The sequence below is a fragment of the Streptomyces hokutonensis genome (assembly GCF_000376565.1).
GTDB classification, from domain to species: domain Bacteria; phylum Actinomycetota; class Actinomycetes; order Streptomycetales; family Streptomycetaceae; genus Streptomyces; species Streptomyces hokutonensis.
The window spans coordinates 52,636-72,242 of sequence record NZ_BARG01000045.1 but is presented as its reverse complement, the minus strand read 5'-3'; the positions used below and the strand labels follow the sequence as shown (position 1 = coordinate 72,242).

Here is a 19,607-nt window from a genome sequence, read left to right as displayed (position 1 = left end):
CATCCCTGAGATGTAGCCGCCGGATGTAGGCGGCCCGCCCCCGGGAGGGATTCCGGGCGGTGCGGTCACCCGGGACAATGGGCCGGTGACGGTGGGAGAGGAAGTACCGGCCCGGCTGCGCCGGGCGGCCCGGGCGCTGCTGCGTCCCGGTGGCCTGCTGCCGCGCCCCACGGGGCAACAGCGGCTCGTGGACGCCGCGTTGGCGCTCGTCCTCACCTTCGTGGCGATGCAGTACGCGTGGGGCGACGGCTACGACGAGGCGCACCGGCACCGTATGACCGACCTGGTGCTCGTCGTGTTCCTGGCCTCGGCCTCGCTGGCGTGGCGGCGCCGCTACCCGCTCGCCGTGCTGTGGATCGTGACGTTCGCGATGGCACTGACCCCGGACGACGTGGCCCGCCTCACCTTCTACTCCTGCGTCATCGCCGCCTACAGCGCGGCGGCCTACAGCCCCCACCGGCTGCCCACCCTGGCGAGCCTCACCGTGACGATCGTCCTCATCAGCAGGTCCGGCGCCACGGGCCCGCCCAACCCGTACGCCTACGTCGCACCCACCGTGCCCACCCAGTACGTCGCCCTCTTCATCTCGGCGCCGCTCGTCGTGGCCGCCATCGGCCTCAGGACCTGGAAACTACGGGCGGCCGAGACCCACACCCGGCTGACGGCGGTGGAGAACGCCAGGACCGAGGAGCTCCACCGGGCCGTGGAACACGAACGCGCCCGGATCGCCCGCGAGTTGCACGACGTCGTCACGCACAACGTCAGCGTGATGGTCATCCAGGCAGGCGCCGCCCGCAAGATCATGGACAAGTCCCCCGACCGGGCGCGCGAGGCCCTCCTCGCGGTCGAGGCGGGCGGCCGGGCGGCCATGGGGGAGCTGCGCGACGTGATGGGCCTGCTCACGATGGACCTGCGCACGGAGACGGACGCGGGTGCGGAGCCGGAGACTCTCGCCCCGCAACCGGGCCTGGACCGGCTGGAGGCACTGGTCGGCCGCATACGCGGCGCCGGAGTACCGGTCGAACTGACCGTCACCGGAACCCCCCGCCCCCTGTCCCCGGGAGTCGAACTGGCCGCCTACCGCGTGGTCCAGGAATCCCTGACCAACACCGTGAAGCACGCCGCCGGAGCCGACGCGAGGGTCCAGGTGTCGTACGACGAGGACGAACTCCACGTCGAGGTCACCGACACCGGCGGCAGGCCCGGCCCCGCCGCGGCCACCGGCAACGGCCGCGGTCTGATCGGCCTGCGCGAACGCCTCGTCGTCTACGGCGGCACCCTGCGCACGGGCCCGCGCCCACTCGGCGGCTACCGCGTACAGGCCCGGATCCCGCTGCTTCCCCTGGGGGACCTGTGAACGGCCCACCGCGCGTCGTGGTCGCGGACGACCAGGCCCTCGTACGCACCGGCTTCCGGCTGATCCTCGACGCCGACGGCATCGAAGTCGTAGCCGAGGCGACCGACGGCGCCGAAGCCGTCGAGGCGGTCCGGCGCACCCGGCCCGACGTGGTGCTGATGGACATCCGCATGCCCGACATGGACGGCCTGGAGGCGACCCGGCGCATCCTCGGGGGCGCAGCGGACGCACCACGCGTGGTCATGCTCACCACGTTCGACCTGGACCACTACGTCTACGCGGCGCTCGCCGCCGGAGCCAGCGGCTTCCTCCTCAAGGACGTCACGCCGGAACACCTCGTGGCCGCCGTCCGCACGGTCCGGGCCGGCGACGCGCTGCTCGCCCCCGCCATCACCCGCCGCCTGGTCGAGCGATTCGCCCGCCGCAGCTCGGAACGGCCGTCCCTGCACCGCGACTTGGCCGCCCTCACGCCCCGCGAACTGGACGTCCTGCGCCTGCTCGCCCAGGGACTGAGCAACGCCGAACTGGCCACCGGACTCCACCTGTCCGAGGCCACGGTGAAGACCCACGTCTCCCACATCCTCGGCAAACTCACCCTCCGCGACCGCGCCCAGGCGGTTGTCGTCGCATACGAGACGGGCCTCGTCAGCCCGGGGTCGTACGACAGGGGTGACGACGGCACGGAGACGCGCCGGACGTAGGCCTGGTCACCGCGCGTCGCGGACCCGAAGAAGGTAGGTGGCGGTCAGCGCGACGGCGCGGTCCCCGTCCTGCGACAGTTCCAGGAGGACACGGGATGCCGTCGGCCCCGGAATGTCCGCGAGTGCCTGGGTCAGCCGTCCGCGTGCGGGCGCCTCGGTGGTGTCGTCGGCAAGGCGGTCGACGAGCCTGGCCGCGATCCGATCCGCTGTTTCCGGGTCGCTCGCCAGCACGCTCAGCGCATCGGCCGCGTCGGTGTCGTTCCTTCCCTCCACGATCATGTCGACGAGCACGGGGACCGCGTCGGCCACACCACGTGTACCGAGCGCCAGAGCCGCGTGCCCGCGGACCACGGCGTCGGGGTTCGCGAGGGCGTCCCGCAGCCGCGCGGCGGGTTCCTCGCCGGGCAGCTCGACGAGGGCTTGAACGGCACGTTCCCGTACCGCGGCCACCGGCGAGTCGAGGGCCTCCGCCAGCAGCGCCGGGGCGCCGCCGTCCTCCGACCGTGCGAGCGCCCAGCGCAGGGCGCCCGCGACGTTCGGCTCGGTCTCGCCGAGTGCCGCCTCGACCAGAGCCTCCACCGGCACCTCGTCGCCCGAGGAGAGGACCGCGCGCTGACGCGCGTCGGCGCTCTTCGAGCCCAGTGCCTGGAGGAGCGCGACGATCTGGAGCACGTCCTCCCAGCCGACGGGGTCCGCGGCACGGATCCGGCCGAGCCGCGTGAGCAGCTCGGTCTCGGCCGCGATGCGGTCGCGTGTCTGCCGGACGAGGTCGCCGACGAGCGCCGAGGGCGTGAAACCGGGGTCGTCGAGCGCGCGCCCGATCTCACGCAGCGACAGGCCCAGCGACCGTAGGCTCTCGATGTGGAAGATCCGCCGGATGTCCGCCGCAGAGTACTCCCGATAGCCGGATCCCGTACGACCCGAAGGCCGCACCAGGCCGAGGGACTCGTAGTGCCGGAGCATGCGGGCACTGACCCCGGACCGTCTCGACACCTCACCGATCAGCACGGTTCTCATCGTCCGTCCTGGGCGCCCCGGTGAGGGCCACGACGCGCTTGGCCTCCTCGATCGCCGACTCGAACCCGGCGTCCGGGTCGCGCAACAGCCCTTGTGTCGCGAGCGCGTGCGCACGTGCACGCGGGTCGGAGACCGTCGTCGCAGCGTCCAGAGCCGGCACGATCGCTTCGCCCAGTGCGACGAGCGCCTGGCTCAGACTCAGCTGTGTCTCCCGCTCACCGCGCCCGAGTTGCGTCGCCAGCACGGTGGCCAACGCGGACTCCTCGCCGCCCGGCACCAGCACGACCGCGGCCCGCCAGGCGCTCCTCGCCACCTCGTCGTCGGCGTCGGAGAGCAGCTCCTGGGTGATCGCCGGCCACGCCTGTCGGTCCCCGATCTTGGACAGCGTGTGCAGCGCCTGACTGCGCGCCTGCGGACGCTCCGAGCGCACTTCGCGGAACAGCGCGGGGAGTGTCAGGGACACCGGGTGACGGGTGAGCGCCCAGGTCAGCATGTCCCGGACGAAGAACTCGGGCTCGACCGCGCACCGCTCGACGAGCTTGCCGACGAAGCGCGAGTCAGGCGCCGTTCCGACCGCCAGAGCCGCCCGCAACCGCACGGACGAACTCGCGTCCTCCAGCGCCTGGAGCGCATCCGCCTTCTGTCTCGTCATGGTCATGGGGACCACCTCCTTGGGCAGCAGTGAAGACCTTGCCACCGTGTCAAGGTCAAACGGCCTCCGCTCCTCGATGTCGGACCGCGGCCACGGTGGCAAGGAGGGTCAGCGATCGGTCGACAGGGCCAGGAGGTCGGCGAACAAGCCTCCTCCGGCGGCGAGTTGGTCGTAGGGGCCCTGTTCGGTGATGCGGCCGTGGTCCATGACGAGGATTCGGTCGGCGATCTTGGTGTTGACGAGCTGGTGGGTCACCACGATCGTGATGCAGTCGCCGGAGAGCGCCTTGATCTTGCGGAGGATGGTGTGTTCGCCGCGGGCGTCCATCTCCGAGGTCGGCTCGTCCAGGATCAGCAGTCCGGCCCTGCGGTAGAGGGCGCGTGCGCAGGCCAGACGCTGCCACTGGCCGCCGGAGAATTCGCTGCCGCCCCAGACGTCCCGGGCCAGCAACGTGTCGAGTCCGGCAGGGAGTTGGTGGACGGCCTCGGTCAGGCCGACGGCGTCGATCGCCTCCCGGACCAGGGCGTCGCCGTCCTCGCGGGGCTGGCCGAGGGTGACGTTGTCGCGTACCGACAGCGGCCACTGCGCGAAGGACTGAGGCACAAGCCCGGAGCGGACCCACAGGCTGTCGGGGTCGAGGCGGGTGACGTCCTCGCCGTTCCAGGAGACCGTGCCCTTGTCCGCCAGGAAGATGCCGGCGAGCAGTCGGACCAGGGTGGACTTCCCGGATCCGTTCTCGCCGACCAGGGCGAGGATCTCGCCCCGGCGCACGGTCAGTGACACTCCGGCGACGGCCGGGGTCTCCTTGCCCGGATACCGGTACGCGGCCTCCTCCACCCTGATCTCCGTGACCGGCCCTGTCACCGTCAACTCGCCGCGTTCGGGCGCGTGTTGGTCGGCGTAGTCGAGGAAGGAGTCCATGTCGGCGAGGTAGAGCGAGGTGTGGAACATGGCCGCGCCGTAGATGACGACCTGGGAGAGCGCGCCGAGGGTGGTCTGCACGGCGACGACCGCGGTCCCGGCGATGGCCGGCTCGATCCTCCCGGTGCTCACCAGCCACGCGAGCGCCGCCCAGGTCGCGACGAGGAAGATCCCGCCGATCGCCGAGCTGGACAGCACGATCCTCAGCATCCGGGGAGCGGCGGTCAGGGTGCGGGCGTCGATGCGTTCGGAGATCGTCCGGTACCAGAAGTTGAGATAGCCGGTCATGGTGTTGGCGCGGATCTCGTCGGTGAACTTCGCGCTGGTGGCCCAACCCCGAAGGTTCTGGCGGACGTTGCGGTCGCCGACGTTCGCGTAGTGCGTCTCGTAGGTGACCCGGGCGTGCAGCACGGCACCGACTCCGGCGGGGACCACGGCGAGCAGCAGCAGGGGCAGCAGCAGTGGGTGCAGCACCGTCAGCACCCCGCTCGCGGTGACCATCCGGATGACGGCGGCGGTGAGACGGGTGGCGTCCTGGACCATGACGTGGCTGCGGACCACGCCCATCTCCGCGGCCTCCTGCCGGTCCGCGCACCCGTCCTCGGCGCGCGCGGCGGCCTCGATCCGGCACACCGCCGCCACTAGGGAGCTGTCCGCCTCCGTGGTCAGCACCGGTGTGATCCGCCCGTCGGCGTACGACGACAGCGCGGTCGCCGTCCTGCTGATGACCGCGGCCACGGTGATGACGAGGAGGGCGGGCAGCGCCTGGTGGAGGCGGTCGGGCACCGGGCCGGTGCCGAAGACCGCCCGCATCGCGTGCGCGGTGGCCGTCAACTGGACCGCGGCACCGGCGCCGACCGCCAACTGGCAGGCGGCCAGCAGCAGTACGGCCCGCCGGTCGATCGCCCAGGCCGTCCGCGCGGTCCGCGACAGCACCGACGGCAGCCGCCGTACCATCGCCGCGAACGCGGCCTCCTCCAGCGGGTTCTTGCTGTACTTGCCGCCGTAACGCAGCTCGGCGGGCGGAGGTGGAGCGACCCGCCCCGCCCCAACGGGCGCCGCCCGCCGCGACGCGGCGCTCACCCGGGCCCCGCCCGTGCCTCGGCCGGACGGGACGGCGTTCAGGTCGGGCCTCACACGCCCACCTCGCTCTTGAGCCGGTCCAATGCCGTCCGGGCCGTCGCCCGGTCCCCGCACGTCGAACCTTCCGCCAGTGACCGCACCGCGTGCAGACCCGTCAGACAGCGCAGGGCCTGCTGCTCCTCGGCGCCCAGCGCGCGGCCGTAGCCGTCGAAGAACGCGGCGCGCAGCAGCGGCCGTTCGGCCCACAGCCCGCAGTCGAGGTGGACGAAGTCGACGACGACCGGGGCGAAACGTGCCCGGTCGAAGTCCTGGAGGGCCGGCCGCGCGGCACGTGACCAGCGGAGGGCGGACTCGATGCCGCCTCCGTGGACGAAGCCCAGGGGCAACCGGTCCAGGACACGCAGACGGTCGGCGAGCGCGGTGACGAACTGCCGTTCCGCTGGGGATAGTTGGTTGCCGGCCGCGTCGGCATGGCGTGCGGCCGCGTCGGCGAGACGGGACAGGAACGCGGATGCCTCACGGCGCGCGGTGGGAGTGGGGCGTCCGGCCTGGTGCAGTTCGGCGACGAGCATCCCGGCCCGCCAGTGGACCGTCAGCAGCGCGGTCTCCGACAGCCGCGCCTGCGACAGCGGTGCGCCGGGCAGAGCGGTCAGGATCATGGCCAGGTGCCGGGCCGAAGTCGCCACCAGGCGCGGCGCGTTGCCGGGACCGAGAGCGGGCGCGGCGTGCCGGTAGGCGAACGTCTCCCGGGTGAAGGCCCCCGGCGACGGCGCGGTCTTGAGGTGGAAACGGGCGTTGTCCGACCCGCGGACCACCTGCCATACGGCCGCGGTTGACGAGCCGGGCGGGAGACGGCGTACGGCGGTGACCGGGCCCAGGGTCTTCTCGGCCCACGAACGGAGCGGCGCCGCAAGGGAGTTCGGGTCGGTCATGCCCCCCACCTCGGTGTCGGACGTGACGTATCCGCGACGGGCGACACGGCGGCACTGACACCGGCACCGAATGTCGTACGGGGACCGGCAGCCGCCCGAGTCGCCTCGGGCCGTCCGGGGACGGGATGGGCGCAGACGACGGGGTTGGGGTTGGGGTTCATGGTTCCTCCAGCGGTCGGTCGGGTGGGTGAACGGGCATGGACCGGCGGCGGTGCGCACGGCGACCACCGGCATGCGTCACCAACAGGGCTGCGTACAGGCCGGATTGGGGACGACTGATGATGACCGGGACAACGAGCCCGCCGCTGGTTTCGAACACGCGTGTTTGAGTCGCTTCCTCGCCGCGTGGTTACGGGGCGCCTGGGTCGGCCACCCCCGAATTGCGGGGCGCACGGGGGTACCGGGCGTGGCCGAATCGCCGCCCCACCTTTCCGTCGACTCGAAGACTCGATGGACTCCCATTTGTGACCAGCGGCTTGAGATCGCTCGGCAGCGGCTTCAGCCGGAGGGCTGTATCAAGTCGCGCGGGATGTCCCGGGCGACGCTCGTCCGCTACTTCCCCACCAAGGAAGACGTCCTCCTCGTCATGACGGAGGACCACGCCCGGCACGCGCAGGACGCCCTTGAGCGGCGGCCGGACGACGAACCGATCTGGACGGCGCTGCGGCACGCCCTGGAGCCCGCCGTTCGGCAGGACAAGGACAGCGGCGCCGCACTCGAGACAGCCTGGGTGATCGTTCCGTCGCCCTCGGTGCGCAGCCGTTGTCAGGAGCGCTATCTGCAGATGCGGGACCTGCTGCGCCCCGAGGTGGTCCGCCGGACCGGCGGTTCCGCTGCCGCAGCTTCTCGACCGGGCCATGGGTGCGGTGCACCCGCTCGCCCCGTAGCCCTGCCCCACCTGCCGCGCGCCTCGATGCCCGGGGCCCCCGAGTGCTGCCCGTCCCCGGCCCCGAGACACTCCACCACCGGTAACAATCCGGAAATCTAGACCTTGCAAGTTGCGTTGCTCGCAACCTGGTGCGTATGGCGATACCCGTATTAGCATGCCTCGCGTATCTACGGCGCGAGCGAGACGAGAGATCATGGCTCCCCTGCAATACGACTTCGTCATCGTCGGCGGTGGATCCGCCGGCAGCGCACTGGCGAACCGGCTCTCCGCGGACCCGGGCAACAAGGTGCTCGTCCTGGAGGCCGGCCGGCCCGACTACCCGTGGGACGTCTTCATCCACATGCCCGCCGCGCTGACCTACCCGATCGGCAGCCGGTTCTACGACTGGAAGTACGAGTCGGAACCCGAGCCGCACATGGGCGACCGGCGCGTCTACCACGCGCGCGGCAAGGTGCTGGGCGGCTCGAGCAGCATCAACGGCATGATCTTCCAGCGCGGCAACCCCATGGACTACGAGCGCTGGGCCGCCGACGCCGGCATGGAGAGCTGGGACTACGCGCACTGTCTGCCGTACTTCAAGCGCATGGAGAACTGCCTCGCGGCCGAGCCCGACGACGAGTTCCGCGGCCACGACGGCCCGCTCGTCCTCGAACGCGGGCCCGCCAGCAACCCGTTGTTCGGCGCCTTCCTCAACGCCGTTCAGGAAGCGGGCTATCCGCGCACCGACGACGTCAACGGCTACCAGCAGGAGGGCTTCGCGCCCTTCGACCGCAACGTCAGCCGGGGGCGCCGACTCTCCGCCTCCAAGGCGTACTTGAAGCCCGTACGCAAGCGGCCCAACCTCACCGTCACCACCCGCGCGATGGTCAACCGCGTCCTCTTCGAGGGCAAGAAGGCCGTCGGCGTCGAGTACAAGCATCGCGGCAAGATCCACCAGGTGCGCGCCCGCGAGGTCATCCTCTGCGGCGGCGCGATCAACTCCCCGCAGCTGCTTCAGCTTTCGGGGGTCGGCAACGCGGAGGAGCTGAGCGCCCTCGGCATCGACGTCGTCCACGACCTGCCGGGCGTCGGCGAGAACATGCAGGACCACCTGGAGGTGTACATCCAGTACGCCTGCAAGCAACCCGTCTCCATGCAGCCGTACATGGCGAAGTGGCGCGCCCCCTTCATCGGCCTGCAGTGGCTCTTCCGCAAGGGCCCCGCCGCCACGAACCACTTCGAGGCCGGCGGCTTCGCCCGCAGCAACGAGGACGTCGACTACCCCAACCTGATGTTCCACTTCCTGCCCATCGCGGTCCGCTACGACGGCTCCTCGCCGGCCGGCGGCCACGGGTACCAGGTGCACGTCGGGCCCATGTACTCCGACGCCATCGGCTCGGTGAAGATCAAGAGCAAGGACCCGCTGGAGCACCCGGCGCTGCGTTTCAACTACCTCTCCACGGAACAGGACCGGCGCGAGTGGGTCGAGTCGATCCGGGTCGCCCGCAAGCTCCTCAACCAGCCCGCGCTGGCCCCGTACAACGACGGCGAGATCTCGCCCGGCCCGTCCGTCGAGACCGACGAGGAGATCCTCGCCTGGGTCGCCAAGGAGGGCGAGACCGCGCTGCACCCCTCCTGCACCTGCAAGATGGGCACCGACGAGATGTCGGTCGTGGACCCGACCAGCATGCGGGTGCACGGAGTCGAGGGGCTGCGGGTCGTCGACGCGTCGGTCATGCCGTACGTGACCAACGGCAACATCTACGCGCCCGTCATGATGATCGCCGAGAAGGCGGCCGACCTGATCCTGGGCAAGGAGCCGCTGGCTCCCTCCAAGGCCGTGTACTACCGCCACCGCGACGCCCAGAAGCAGGCCGGGTAGGCCGGGTTGGCCGGCGAAGGTCTCAAGGCGCTGCTGTCGAGCGTCCGTTACGAGGTGCTGCCCGCGAAGGCGACCGAGGAGAAGGTCCTCGCCCATGTACCGCGCGATGTCGTCGTCACCGTGACGGCGTCGCCGGTCAAGGGCCTGGAGCCGACCCTCGACCTCGTCGGACGGCTCGCGGCACACGGTTACCGCGTGGTCCCGCACGTGCCCGCGCGGCTGCTGCGGGACGACGCGCACCTCAAGGACGTCGTCGACCGGCTCCGACAGGCCGGTGTCGACGACGTGTTCGTCCCGGCCGGCGACGCCGATCCGCCGGCCGGGGTCTACGACGGGGCGCTGCCGGTGCTGCGCAGGGTCGGCGAACTGGGCAGCCCGTTCGCCCGCGTCGGCATCACCGGCTATCCCGAGAGTCACCCCCTCATCCACGACGACCTCACCATCCAGGCCATGTGGGACAAGCGCGCGCACGCCACGTACATCGTGAGCAACCTGTGCTTCGACGCGCGCGTGCTGGGGGAGTGGGTCGGCCGCATCCGCCGCCGTGACGTCACCCTGCCGCTGTACGTGGGCGTCGCGGGGCCGGTGCAGCGCGCGAAGCTGCTGGCCATGGCGACGAAGATCGGCGTGGGGGAGTCGACCCGCTTCCTCACGAAGCACGCGTCCTGGTTCCTGCGGTTCGCGACGCCCGGTGGGTATTCGCCGGACCGGTTGCTGGAGCGGAGTGCGGAGGCCCTCACGGCGCCGCCGGCGGGGGTCGCCGGCCTGCACGTCTTCACCTTCAACCAGCTCGCGGAGACCGAGCGTTGGCGTCGCGCGGCGCTGGACCGGCTGGGCGGCTAGCCGGTCTGCGCCCGTATACGACCGTCGGTCAGCGGAACACCACCGTGCGGTTCCCGTCCACCATCACCCTGCTCTCGCTGTGCCACTTCACCGCGTGCGCCAGCACCTGCGCCTCCACGTCCCGCCCCACCGTCACCAGTTCCTCCGCGTCGAGGGAGTGGTCGACGCGGACCACGTCCTGGTCGATGATCTGGCCCTCGTCCAGCTCCGGCGTGACGTAGTGCGCGGTGGCGCCCACGAGCTTAACCCCGCGGTCGTACGCCTGCTGGTAGGGGCGGGCGCCCTTGAAACTGGGGAGGAAGGAGTGGTGGATGTTGATGGCGCGGCCCTCCAGCTCCTTGCACAGGTCGTCGGAGAGGACCTGCATGTAGCGGGCCAGCACCACCAGGTCGATGTCCAGCTCGCGCACCAGCTCCAGGAGGCGTGCCTCGGCCTCGGCCTTCGTGTCCCTCGTGACCGGGATGTGGTGGAAGGGAATGCCGTACGTATCCGCGAGGCCCTCGAAGTCCCGGTGGTTGGAGACGATCGCCGGGATCTCGATGTTGAGGGCGCCGGTGCGCTTGCGGAAGAGCAGGTCGTTCAGGCAGTGGCCGAATTTGGACACCATGATCAGGGTCCTGGTCGGCGTCGAGGCGTCCCGGAGGGTCCAGGAGATGCGATACGCCTCGGCGACCGGACCGAATCGGTAACGCAGTGTTTTCAGGTCGGCGTTTGGATCGGAAACGTCGAAGTGGACCCTCATGAAGAAGCGGCCCTTGAGCCGATCATCGAATTGCCGGCTCTCCAGGATGTTGCCGGAGTTCCGGACGAGGAAGCCGCTCACGGCGTGGACCAGTCCGGTGGTGTCCGGGCACGAGAGGGTGAGGACGAATTCGCGGCCAGGGTGCGGTCGAGGGGACATGAACGGCCTCCGTCGGTGCGTGTTGCGCAACATGGTGAGCGATACGCAACATGGTTGGGCCGGGCGCGGCTCGCGGTCAAGAGGTGGCCGGGCAATGGGAGGCATGGCGAAATCGTCATCTGCCAACCCCTTGACGTATGTCTGCACATTCGCCAGGGTGTTCCACCACAAGCAATACGGTGCACAATGCGCAACGGAATTCGCTCGAAGGGCTCCACACGTGGCAGACCTGTATGTGGACGGAGAATGGCGCGACGCGGTGGCCGGCGGTCACCGCGAGATCCGCTGTCCCGCCGACGGCACGCTTAGCGCGACCGTGTCCGAGGGATCACGTCCCGACACCGAGGCCGCGATCGCCGCCGCCCGCCGCGCCTTCGACGAGGGACCCTGGCCGCGCACTTCCGAGCGTGAGCGCGCCGCCCTCCTGCTGCGCACCGCCGACATCCTCGAGCGCGACGCCAAGGAGTTCGCCCGCGCCGAATCGCTGGACACCGGCAAGCGGCTGGTGGAGAGCGAGTACGACATCGCCGACGTCGTGTCCTGCTTCCGCTACTACGGCGGGATCGGCGGCACCGACGCCGGACGGGTCATCGACACCGGACGCGACGACGCCGTAAGTCGGGTCGTCTACGAGCCTGTTGGGGTGTGCGGGCTCATCACGCCCTGGAACTATCCGCTGCTGCAGGCCAGTTGGAAGGTCGCCCCGGCGCTCCTCGCGGGCAACACGATCGTCCTCAAGCCCAGTGAGCTCACCCCCTCCACCTCCATCCTGCTGATGAAGGCGCTGGAGGAGGCCGGGCTGCCGGCCGGGGCCGCGAACCTCGTCCTCGGGACCGGGCCCGAGGTGGGCGCACCGCTCTCCGAGGACCCCGCCGTCGACATGGTCTCCTTCACCGGCGGCCTGGAGACCGGCAAACGCATCATGGCCACCGCCGCCGCGACCGTGAAGAAGGTCGCGCTGGAGCTGGGCGGCAAGAACCCCAACGTCGTCTTCGCCGACGCCGACTTCGAGACGGCTGTGGACTTCGCGCTCACGGCCGTCTTCCTGCACTCCGGCCAAGTCTGCTCGGCCGGCGCCCGGTTGATCGTCGAGGACTCGCTGCACGACCGCTTCGTGGACGAAGTGGTGCGCCGCGCACGGCAGATCAGGCTCGGCGGCCCCTTCGACCCCGAGGCCGAGACCGGCGCGCTGATCTCCGCACAGCACCGCGAGAAGGTCGAGGCGTATGTCGCGGCCGGAATCGCCGAGGGTGCCGTGCTGCGGTGCGGTGGCGAGCGGCCGACCGAACTCGCCCTCGCCGACGGGCACTTCTACCCGCCGACCGTCCTCGACGGCTGTACGCAGGACATGCGGGTGGTGCACGAGGAGTCCTTTGGACCGGTCCTGACCGTCGAGCGCTTCACCGACGAGGACGACGCCGTACGCATCGCCAACGACACCGAGTACGGACTCGCCGGCGCCGTCTGGACCCAGGACGCGGGCAAGGCCCAGCGGGTCGCCCGGCGGCTGCGGCACGGCACGGTGTGGATCAACGACTACCACCCCTACGTGCCGCAGGCGGAATGGGGTGGCTTCGGACACTCGGGCGTGGGACGGGAGTTGGGACCGACCGGCCTGAACGAGTACCGAGAGCCCAAGCACATCTGGCAGAACATCCAACCCCGGCCGCAGCACTGGTTCCGCGGCTGAACGCCGAAAAGAGGTCGATCGTGACCCCAGCACAGACCGAGGTGCCGCAGCGGCGCGGCACGCCCCAGGACTCGGGCCCCACCCCGGTCATATCCGTGCGCAAGCTGTGGAAGGTGTTCGGGCCGAAGGCGGACCAGGTACCCGACTCAGAGGAACTGTGCGGGCTCACCCGCCGTGAGCTGATGGACCGCACCGGCTGCACCGCCGCCGTACGCGATGTGAACTTCGAGGTCTCGCCCGGCGAGGTCTTCGTCGTCATGGGCCTTTCCGGCTCCGGGAAGTCCACCCTGGTGCGATGTCTGACCCGGCTGATCGAACCCACCGCGGGCGAGATCGTCTTCGAGGGCGAGGACATCCGGGACGCGGACGCCAAGCGGCTGCGCGAGCTGCGGCGCCGTAAGTTCTCCATGGTCTTCCAGCACTTCGGGCTGCTGCCGCACCGCCGGGTCGTCGACAACGTGTCGTTCGGCCTGGAGATCCGCGGCATGAGCAAGGCCGAGCGCACCAAACGGGCCCTGGAAGTCGTCGAGTTGGTGGGGCTCTCGGGTTACGAGAACTCCTACCCCGACCAGCTCTCCGGCGGTATGCAGCAACGCGTCGGTCTGGCCCGGGCGTTGGCCGGTGACCCGGACGTCCTCCTCTTCGACGAACCGTTCTCGGCGCTCGACCCGCTGATCCGACGCGACATGCAGAACGAGGTCATCCGGCTGCACCACGAGGTCGGCAAGACCATGGTCTTCATCACCCACGACCTGTCCGAGGCCCTGAAGTTGGGCGACCGCATCCTCATCATGCGCGACGGCAAGATGGTGCAGTGCGGTACGGGTGATGAGCTGGTCGGTGCTCCCGCCGACGACTACGTGCGCGAGTTCGTCAAGGACGTGCCGCGCGGTGACGTCCTCACCCTGCGCTGGATCATGCGCCCGGTCGTGGACGAAGACCCCCTGGACGGCCCGGAGTTGGGCCCGGACGTCGTCGTACGCGAGGCCACCCGTGCCGTTCTCGCGGCCGACAAGCCGGTCAAGGTCGTCGAGAACGGCAAGCTGCTCGGCATCGTCGGCGACGAGGAGATCCTCGCGGTCGTCGCCGGGCGGGAAGGCGACGCGTGATGACCGTCGCCGTGGAGAAACCGGAGCCCGCACAGCAAGTCGAGGACGCCGTACCGGAGTTGAAGGGCCCGCGACGCAAGGTCACCCGGCCCATGATGGTCGGTGCGATCCTCGTCGTGTGGCTGGTGCTGTTCGCCGTGCTGCGCGGGAAGCAGACGCTGACGCTCGCGGCGGCCGATCTCACCGGACTGCACCGGTGGTTCAACGACCTCAACGACTCGGTCGGCGCGAACCGCAACTCCAACCCGCTGTTCCTCTACTTCTTCAACGAGATCCGTCTGGTCATCGACAACCTGGTGACCTTCGTCCAGGACCTGATCTCGCAGCCGAGCGGCGACCGGCCGGTACCGCAGATCGGCTGGCTCGGGGTCGTCGGCATCGCCGGCTTCGTGTCCTGGGCCGTGGGCAACTGGCGGGTCGCGCTCCTCGCCATGGCCGGCTTCGCCTTCTTCGGGCTCCAGGGCCTGTGGCAGGAGAGCATGGACACCCTGGCGCTCACCCTCTCCGCCGTGCTCGTGGCGCTGGTGTTCGCGATCCCGCTGGGGGTCTGGGCGGGGCTCTCCGACCGCTTCAACCGGATCATCACGCCCTTCCTCGACTTCATGCAGACGATGCCGACCTTCGTCTACCTGGCCCCCCTCACCCTGATCTTCCTCATCGGCCCGGCCTCCGCCGTGATCGCCACGGTGATCTACGCGGCCCCGCCCGCGATCCGCATCACCGCGCACGGCATCCGCAACGTGCCCGAGACGACCGTCGAGGCTGCCGACTCCATGGGCTCGACCCGCTGGCAGTCGCTGCTCAAGGTGCTGCTCCCGATGGCCAAGCGGACCGTGGTGATGGGCGTCAACCAGACCATCATGGCCGCCCTCGCCATGGTCACCATCGCGGCCCTGATCGACGCGCCCGGCCTCGGCAAGACCGTCATGCAGGCCCTCCAGTCCCTCGACGTCGGTACGGCCTTCAACGCGGGCCTCGCGATCGTCATCATGGCCATCGTCCTGGACCGGGTCACCACCGCGTCCAGCACCAGGGCGGAACAGGCCCGCAATTCGTCCGGCCGCTTCCTCAAGTGGCGCCGCCCGCTGCTCGGTTCGGGCGCCGTGGTCGTCGTAGTACTGATCTACCTGTCGCACACCTACCTGTGGGCGGCGCAGTACCCCGGCGAGGGAACCACCGGCAGCCATATCGCCAACGCGGCGGACAGCGTGACCACTTGGGCGCAGGACAACCTCTCCGGCGTCACCAACGCCTTCCGGGACGCGATCACCAACGGTCTGCTCAACCCGTTCCAGTCGCTGCTCACCGACTCCCCGTGGTGGCTCGTCGGCGCGGCCCTGATCGGCATCGGCGTGGTCGTCGGAGGCTGGCGCTCCGGGGTCACAACCGCCGTGTGCGTGGGCCTGCTCGTCGGAACCGGCGTGTGGTCGGACGCCATGACCACGCTGGCCTCCACCGTCGTGGCGACCGTGATCGTGATGCTGTTCGGCATCGCCTTCGGGGTGTGGATGGGGCGCAGCACGATGGTGGACCGGCTGCTGCGGCCCACGCTGGACGCGGCGCAGGTCATGCCGCCGTTCGTCTATCTTGTACCGTTCCTGGCGCTGTTCGGCGCGACCCGCTTCACCGCGATCGTCGCCGCCGTCGTCTACGCCGTACCGGTGGCCATCAAGATCACCGCCGACGGGGTGCGGGCCGTGCCCGAGACCACCGTCGAGGCGGCCACCGCGGCCGGGTGCAACACCTGGCAGATCATCACCAAGGTCCAGCTGCCGATGGCACGCAGCGCCCTGACCCTCGCGACCAACCAGGGCCTGATCTATGTGCTGTCGATGGTTGTTGTGGGCGGCCTGGTGGGAGCCGGCGCCCTCGGCTACGACGTCGTAGCCGGATTCTCCCAGAGCGAGCTGTACGGCAAGGGGTTGGCGGCGGGGCTGGCCATCGTCCTGCTCGGAGTCATGTTCGACCGGATCACTCAGGCGGCCGCGCGCCGAACCAGCGCTTAAAGGAGCACGACACCATGGCAAGACACTGGCGAACCGGCGCGGCCGGCCTGGCCGTTCTCGGCCTCTCCCTCACCGCCTGCGGCGGGGCGAAGGTCGGCGACACGTCCTCCGGCTCGGACAACAGCTCGGGCAGCTCGGCCAAGTGCGGGACCTTCAACCTCGCGGTCAACCCGTGGGTGGGCTACGAGGCGGACGCGGCGGTCGTCGCGTACGTCGCGCAGCAGAAACTCGGCTGTACGGTCAACAAGAAGGACCTGAAAGAGGAGATCGCCTGGCAGGGCTTCGGGACCGGCGAGGTCGACGCGGTCCTGGAGAACTGGGGCCACGACGACCTCAAGAAGAAGTACATCACCGAGCAGAAGACCGCCGTCGAGGCCGGCCAGACCGGCAACAAAGGCATCATCGGCTGGTACGTGCCGCCGTGGCTCGCCAAGGCCCACCCGGACATCCTGAACTACAAGAACCTCAACAAGTACGCGTCCAAGTTCAAGACCTCCGAGTCGGGCGGCAAGGGCCAACTCCTCGACGGGGACCCGTCGTACGTCACCAACGACGCGGCGCTGGTGAAGAACCTGAAGCTGGACTTCAAGGTGGTGTACGCGGGCAGCGAGACCGCGCTCATCCAGGCCTTCCGCACCGCCGAGAAGAACAAGCAGTGGGTCATCGGCTACTTCTACGAGCCGCAGTGGTTCCTCTCGGAGGTCGCGCTCAAGAAGGTGTCGCTGCCCGCGTACACGACGGGCTGTGACGCCGTCGCGTCGAAGATCGCCTGCGACTACCCGGTCTACAACCTCGACAAGATCGTCAGCGCGAAGTTCGCCAAGTCGGGCAGCCCCGCCTACAACCTGGTGAAGAACTTCAACTGGACGAACGAGGACCAGAACACCGTCGCCAAGTACATAGCGCAGGACAAGCTGTCCGACGACGCGGCGGCGAAGAAGTGGGTCGACGCCAACCAGGCCAAGGTGGACGCCTGGCTCAAGTAGCCGTAGCGGAAAGCCGGTTGACCATGCCCGGTGGGCGGTGCGCGCAGGTGCGTACCGCCCACCGGGCATCGCCGTGTTCCGGCCGGTGATCAGGGGCGCCGCCCGGCGTCCCGGACCCCTTGACACCCGCTCCTCGCGCCGGGCACATTGAGTTGCGCAACCTGAAGCATGTTGCGCAGACAGCAACCGGATTGCTTTCTAGCCGGAGGTGCGGCGATGGCGGGACCCCGAGTGGTCATCATCGGAGCGGGTGTCGTGGGGGCGGCGCTCGCGGACGAGATCTCCGCGCGAGGCTGGACCGAAGTGACCGTGGTCGACCAGGGCCCGCTGCCCGCCACCGGGGGCTCCTCTTCGCACGCTCCCGGGCTGGTCTTCCAGACCAACTCCTCAAAGACCATGACCGAGTTGGCCCGCTACACGGTCGAGAAGTTCTGCTCCCTCGACGTCGACGGCAAGCCCTGCTTCCTCCAGGTCGGCGGCCTCGAAGTCGCCACGACCCCCGAGCGCGTCGCCGAACTCCACCGCCGCCACGGCTGGATCACCGCCTGGGGCATCGAGGCCCGCCTGCTCACCCCCGAGGAGTGCCTCGCACAGCACCCGCTCCTCAACCCCGACAAGGTCCTCGGCGGCCTCCTGGTCCCCACCGACGGCCTCGCGAAGGCCGTCCTCGCCGTCGAGGCGCAGATACGCCGCGCCACGGACCGGGGCGTGACCTTCCTGGCCCGCCACGAGGTCCTGGACGTCCAGCGGGCCGACGGCCGCGTCACCGGCGTCCTCACCGACCAGGGCGAGCTCCCCGCCGACATCGTGGTGTGCTGCGCCGGCATCTGGGGCCCGAAGATCGCCCGCATGGTCGGCATGAACCTCCCGCTGACCCCGCTCGGCCACCAGCTCGCCTGGACCGGTCCAGTACCGGCCCTCGCCGGCCAGACCGAGGAAGCGGTCCGCCCGATCCTGCGCCACCAGGACGCCGACCTCTACTACCGCGACCGCTTCGACGCCATCGGCATCGGCTACTACGGCCACCGCCCGATGCCGATCTCGGCCGACGAGATTCTCTCGGTCGACGAGGCGGCCGACATGCCGTCGGTCCTGAAGTTCACCGAGGACGACTTCGCACCCGCCTGGACCGAGACCCAGTCCCTGCTCCCCGCGACGAAGGACGCGAAGGTCGAGGAGGGCATCAACGGCCTCTTCTCCTTCACCACCGACAACTTCCCGCTCCTCGGCGAGTCCCCGGAGGTCAAGGGCTTCTGGGTCGCCGAGGCGGTCTGGGTGACGCACTCGGCGGGCGTCGGCCGGGCGATGGCGGAGTGGCTGGTCGACGGTTACTGCTCGTCCTTCGACCTCCACGAGTGCGACGTCAACCGCTTCGAGCAGCACCAACTCGCCCCGGAATACGTCCTGGCCCGCGACTGCCAGAACTTCGTCGAGGTCTACGACATCCTCCACCCCCTCCAGCCCTCCGGTAGGCCCCGCCCGATCCGCACCAGCCCCTTCCACACCCGCCAGCAGGAACACGGCGCGGTCTTCCTGGAGGCGAACGGCTGGGAGCGCCCCCAGTGGTACGAGGCCAACTCGGGCCTGGTGGAAGGCCGTTCGATCCCGACCCCCAACGACTGGGCGGCCCAGTACTGGTCCCCGATCGTCGGCGCCGAGGCCCAGGCCACCCGCGAGACCGTCGCGATGTACGACATGACGGCCCTCAAGCGACTCGAAGTGACCGGTCCAGGCGCCGCCGACTTCCTGGAGGGCCTGGTCACCGGCAAGGTAGCCAAGTCGGTCGGCTCGGTGACGTACACCCTCCTCCTGGACGAGGACGGCGGCATCCGCAGCGACATCACCGTCGCCCGCCTCGCCCGCGACCAGTTCCAGGTCGGCGCCAACGGCAACCTCGACCTCGACTGGTTCACCCGTCACCTCCCCTCCGACGGAACGGTCCAGGTCCGCGACATCACCCCCGGCACCTGCTGCATCGGCCTGTGGGGCCCCCTGGCGCGCAAGGTCCTCCAGCCTCTGACGGACGAGGACTTCACGAACGAGGGCCTCAAGTACTTCCGCGCCAAGCGGGCCTACATTGGAACGGTCCCGGTCACCGCCATGCGCCTCTCCTACGTCGGCGAACTCGGCTGGGAGCTCTACACCACCGCCGACCAGGGCCAGAAACTCTGGGACACCCTGTGGCAGGCCGCGCAGCCCCTCGGCGGTGTCATCGCGGGCCGCGGCGCCTTCAACAGCCTCCGCCTGGAGAAGGGGTACCGCTCCTTCGGCACCGACATGACCTACGAGCACGACCCCTACGAGGCCGGCGTCGGCTTCGCCGTCAAGCTCGACAAGGGCGACTTCATCGGCAAGGCAGCCCTGGAACGCCGAAAGGCAGACGTACAACGGCAGTTGACCTGCCTCACCATCGACGACCCCGGCTCGGTCGTCATGGGCAAGGAGCCGGTCTACGACGGCGAACGCGCCGTCGGTTACGTCACCAGCGCCGCCTACGGCTACACGATCGGCAAGGGCATCGCCTACGCCTGGCTGCCTACCGAACTCGCAACCCCCGGCACCCAGTTGCACATCGGCTACTTCGACGAGCGCGTCGAGGCAGTCGTAGCGGCGGAGCCACTGTTCGACCCGACGATGTCCCGCCTCCGCGGTTAGCCGG

At 69.9% G+C, this 19,607-nt stretch carries 15 protein-coding genes; 10 read left to right on the top strand and 5 right to left on the bottom strand.

Translation table 11 applies throughout. From position 1 onward, the window contains the following. Positions 1-85: 85 nt before the first annotated feature. Both SSP08S_RS27690 and SSP08S_RS27685 read left to right on the top strand, forming a co-directional pair. Positions 86-1,357, top strand: coding sequence for a sensor histidine kinase (locus SSP08S_RS27690; protein ID WP_019070895.1), 1,272 nt, complete (start codon positions 86-88; stop codon positions 1,355-1,357). Beyond that, positions 1,354-2,058: a response regulator gene (locus SSP08S_RS27685; protein ID WP_019070894.1), complete on the top strand. Its 705-nt coding sequence runs from the start codon at positions 1,354-1,356 to the stop codon at positions 2,056-2,058. The genes SSP08S_RS27690 and SSP08S_RS27685 overlap by 4 nt, the downstream gene beginning before the upstream one ends. A 6-nt stretch (positions 2,059-2,064) precedes the next feature. On the opposite strand, the gene SSP08S_RS27680 is transcribed toward SSP08S_RS27685, so the two are convergent. From SSP08S_RS27680 to SSP08S_RS27665, 4 genes are all read right to left on the bottom strand, one after another. Next, positions 2,065-3,066 (bottom strand): MerR family transcriptional regulator, encoded by a 1,002-nt coding sequence (locus tag SSP08S_RS27680; RefSeq protein ID WP_019070893.1) that lies wholly within the window; start codon positions 3,064-3,066, stop codon positions 2,065-2,067. Further along, positions 3,053-3,733: a HEAT repeat domain-containing protein gene (locus SSP08S_RS27675; RefSeq protein WP_019070892.1), complete on the bottom strand. Its 681-nt coding sequence runs from the start codon at positions 3,731-3,733 to the stop codon at positions 3,053-3,055. The genes SSP08S_RS27680 and SSP08S_RS27675 overlap by 14 nt, the downstream gene beginning before the upstream one ends. Before the next feature lie 102 nt (positions 3,734-3,835). Continuing rightward, positions 3,836-5,731 carry an ATP-binding cassette domain-containing protein gene (locus tag SSP08S_RS27670; RefSeq protein ID WP_051105999.1) on the bottom strand — a complete coding sequence of 632 codons (1,896 nt, stop codon included), beginning with the start codon at positions 5,729-5,731 and terminating at the stop codon, positions 3,836-3,838. Positions 5,732-5,781: 50 nt separating this feature from the next. Continuing rightward, on the bottom strand, positions 5,782-6,663 hold the full coding sequence (locus SSP08S_RS27665; RefSeq protein ID WP_019070890.1) for a phosphotransferase: 882 nt from the start codon (positions 6,661-6,663) through the stop codon (positions 5,782-5,784). 529 nt (positions 6,664-7,192) lie between these two features. Between SSP08S_RS27665 and SSP08S_RS58295 the strand changes: the two genes are divergently transcribed. The 3 genes from SSP08S_RS58295 (at position 7,193) to SSP08S_RS27650 (ending at position 10,256) form a co-directional block, all read left to right on the top strand. Then, positions 7,193-7,651: a TetR/AcrR family transcriptional regulator gene (locus SSP08S_RS58295; RefSeq protein ID WP_019070889.1), complete on the top strand. Its 459-nt coding sequence runs from the start codon at positions 7,193-7,195 to the stop codon at positions 7,649-7,651. Between the two features lie 94 nt (positions 7,652-7,745). Beyond that, entirely contained in the window at positions 7,746-9,413 is a 1,668-nt protein-coding gene (betA, locus tag SSP08S_RS27655) for a choline dehydrogenase (protein WP_019070888.1), read from the top strand. A 6-nt stretch (positions 9,414-9,419) separates the two neighbouring features. Next, positions 9,420-10,256, top strand: coding sequence for a methylenetetrahydrofolate reductase (locus SSP08S_RS27650; RefSeq protein WP_019070887.1), 837 nt, complete (start codon positions 9,420-9,422; stop codon positions 10,254-10,256). A gap of 28 nt (positions 10,257-10,284) precedes the next feature. On the opposite strand, the gene purU is transcribed toward SSP08S_RS27650, so the two are convergent. Then, positions 10,285-11,157 carry a formyltetrahydrofolate deformylase gene (purU, locus tag SSP08S_RS27645; RefSeq protein ID WP_019070886.1) on the bottom strand — a complete coding sequence of 291 codons (873 nt, stop codon included), beginning with the start codon at positions 11,155-11,157 and terminating at the stop codon, positions 10,285-10,287. A 220-nt stretch (positions 11,158-11,377) separates the two neighbouring features. On the opposite strand from purU, the gene SSP08S_RS27640 reads away from it, so the two are divergent. From SSP08S_RS27640 to SSP08S_RS27620, 5 genes are all read left to right on the top strand, one after another. After that, entirely contained in the window at positions 11,378-12,847 is a 1,470-nt protein-coding gene (locus tag SSP08S_RS27640; protein ID WP_019070885.1) for an aldehyde dehydrogenase family protein, read from the top strand. 20 nt (positions 12,848-12,867) lie between these two features. Further along, the gene (locus SSP08S_RS27635; RefSeq protein WP_019070884.1) at positions 12,868-13,956 is read left to right on the top strand and encodes a quaternary amine ABC transporter ATP-binding protein; all 1,089 of its coding nucleotides are present in this window, start codon (positions 12,868-12,870) and stop codon (positions 13,954-13,956) included. After that, positions 13,956-15,962 (top strand): ABC transporter permease, encoded by a 2,007-nt coding sequence (locus tag SSP08S_RS27630; protein ID WP_019070883.1) that lies wholly within the window; start codon positions 13,956-13,958, stop codon positions 15,960-15,962. The genes SSP08S_RS27635 and SSP08S_RS27630 overlap by 1 nt, the downstream gene beginning before the upstream one ends. Before the next feature lie 14 nt (positions 15,963-15,976). Then, positions 15,977-16,948 carry an ABC transporter substrate-binding protein gene (locus SSP08S_RS27625; RefSeq protein WP_019070882.1) on the top strand — a complete coding sequence of 324 codons (972 nt, stop codon included), beginning with the start codon at positions 15,977-15,979 and terminating at the stop codon, positions 16,946-16,948. Positions 16,949-17,164: 216 nt separating this feature from the next. Continuing rightward, entirely contained in the window at positions 17,165-19,603 is a 2,439-nt protein-coding gene (locus SSP08S_RS27620) for a GcvT family protein (RefSeq protein ID WP_043259743.1), read from the top strand. The last annotated feature ends 4 nt before the right edge of the window (positions 19,604-19,607 follow it).

Bases quoted from the DNA above. Each gene is read 5' to 3' on its own strand.
- SSP08S_RS27675 (WP_019070892.1), bottom strand. From the start codon at position 3,733: ATGACCATGACGAGACAGAAGGCGGATGCGCTCCAGGCGCTGGAGGAC.
- SSP08S_RS27665 (WP_019070890.1), bottom strand. From the start codon at position 6,663: ATGACCGACCCGAACTCCCTTGCGGCGCCGCTCCGTTCGTGGGCCGAG.
- SSP08S_RS58295 (WP_019070889.1), top strand. From the start codon at position 7,193: ATGTCCCGGGCGACGCTCGTCCGCTACTTCCCCACCAAGGAAGACGTC.
- betA (WP_019070888.1), top strand. From the start codon at position 7,746: ATGGCTCCCCTGCAATACGACTTCGTCATCGTCGGCGGTGGATCCGCC.
- purU (WP_019070886.1), bottom strand. From the start codon at position 11,157: ATGTCCCCTCGACCGCACCCTGGCCGCGAATTCGTCCTCACCCTCTCG.
- SSP08S_RS27630 (WP_019070883.1), top strand. From the start codon at position 13,956: ATGACCGTCGCCGTGGAGAAACCGGAGCCCGCACAGCAAGTCGAGGAC.
- SSP08S_RS27625 (WP_019070882.1), top strand. From the start codon at position 15,977: ATGGCAAGACACTGGCGAACCGGCGCGGCCGGCCTGGCCGTTCTCGGC.
- SSP08S_RS27620 (WP_043259743.1), top strand. From the start codon at position 17,165: ATGGCGGGACCCCGAGTGGTCATCATCGGAGCGGGTGTCGTGGGGGCG.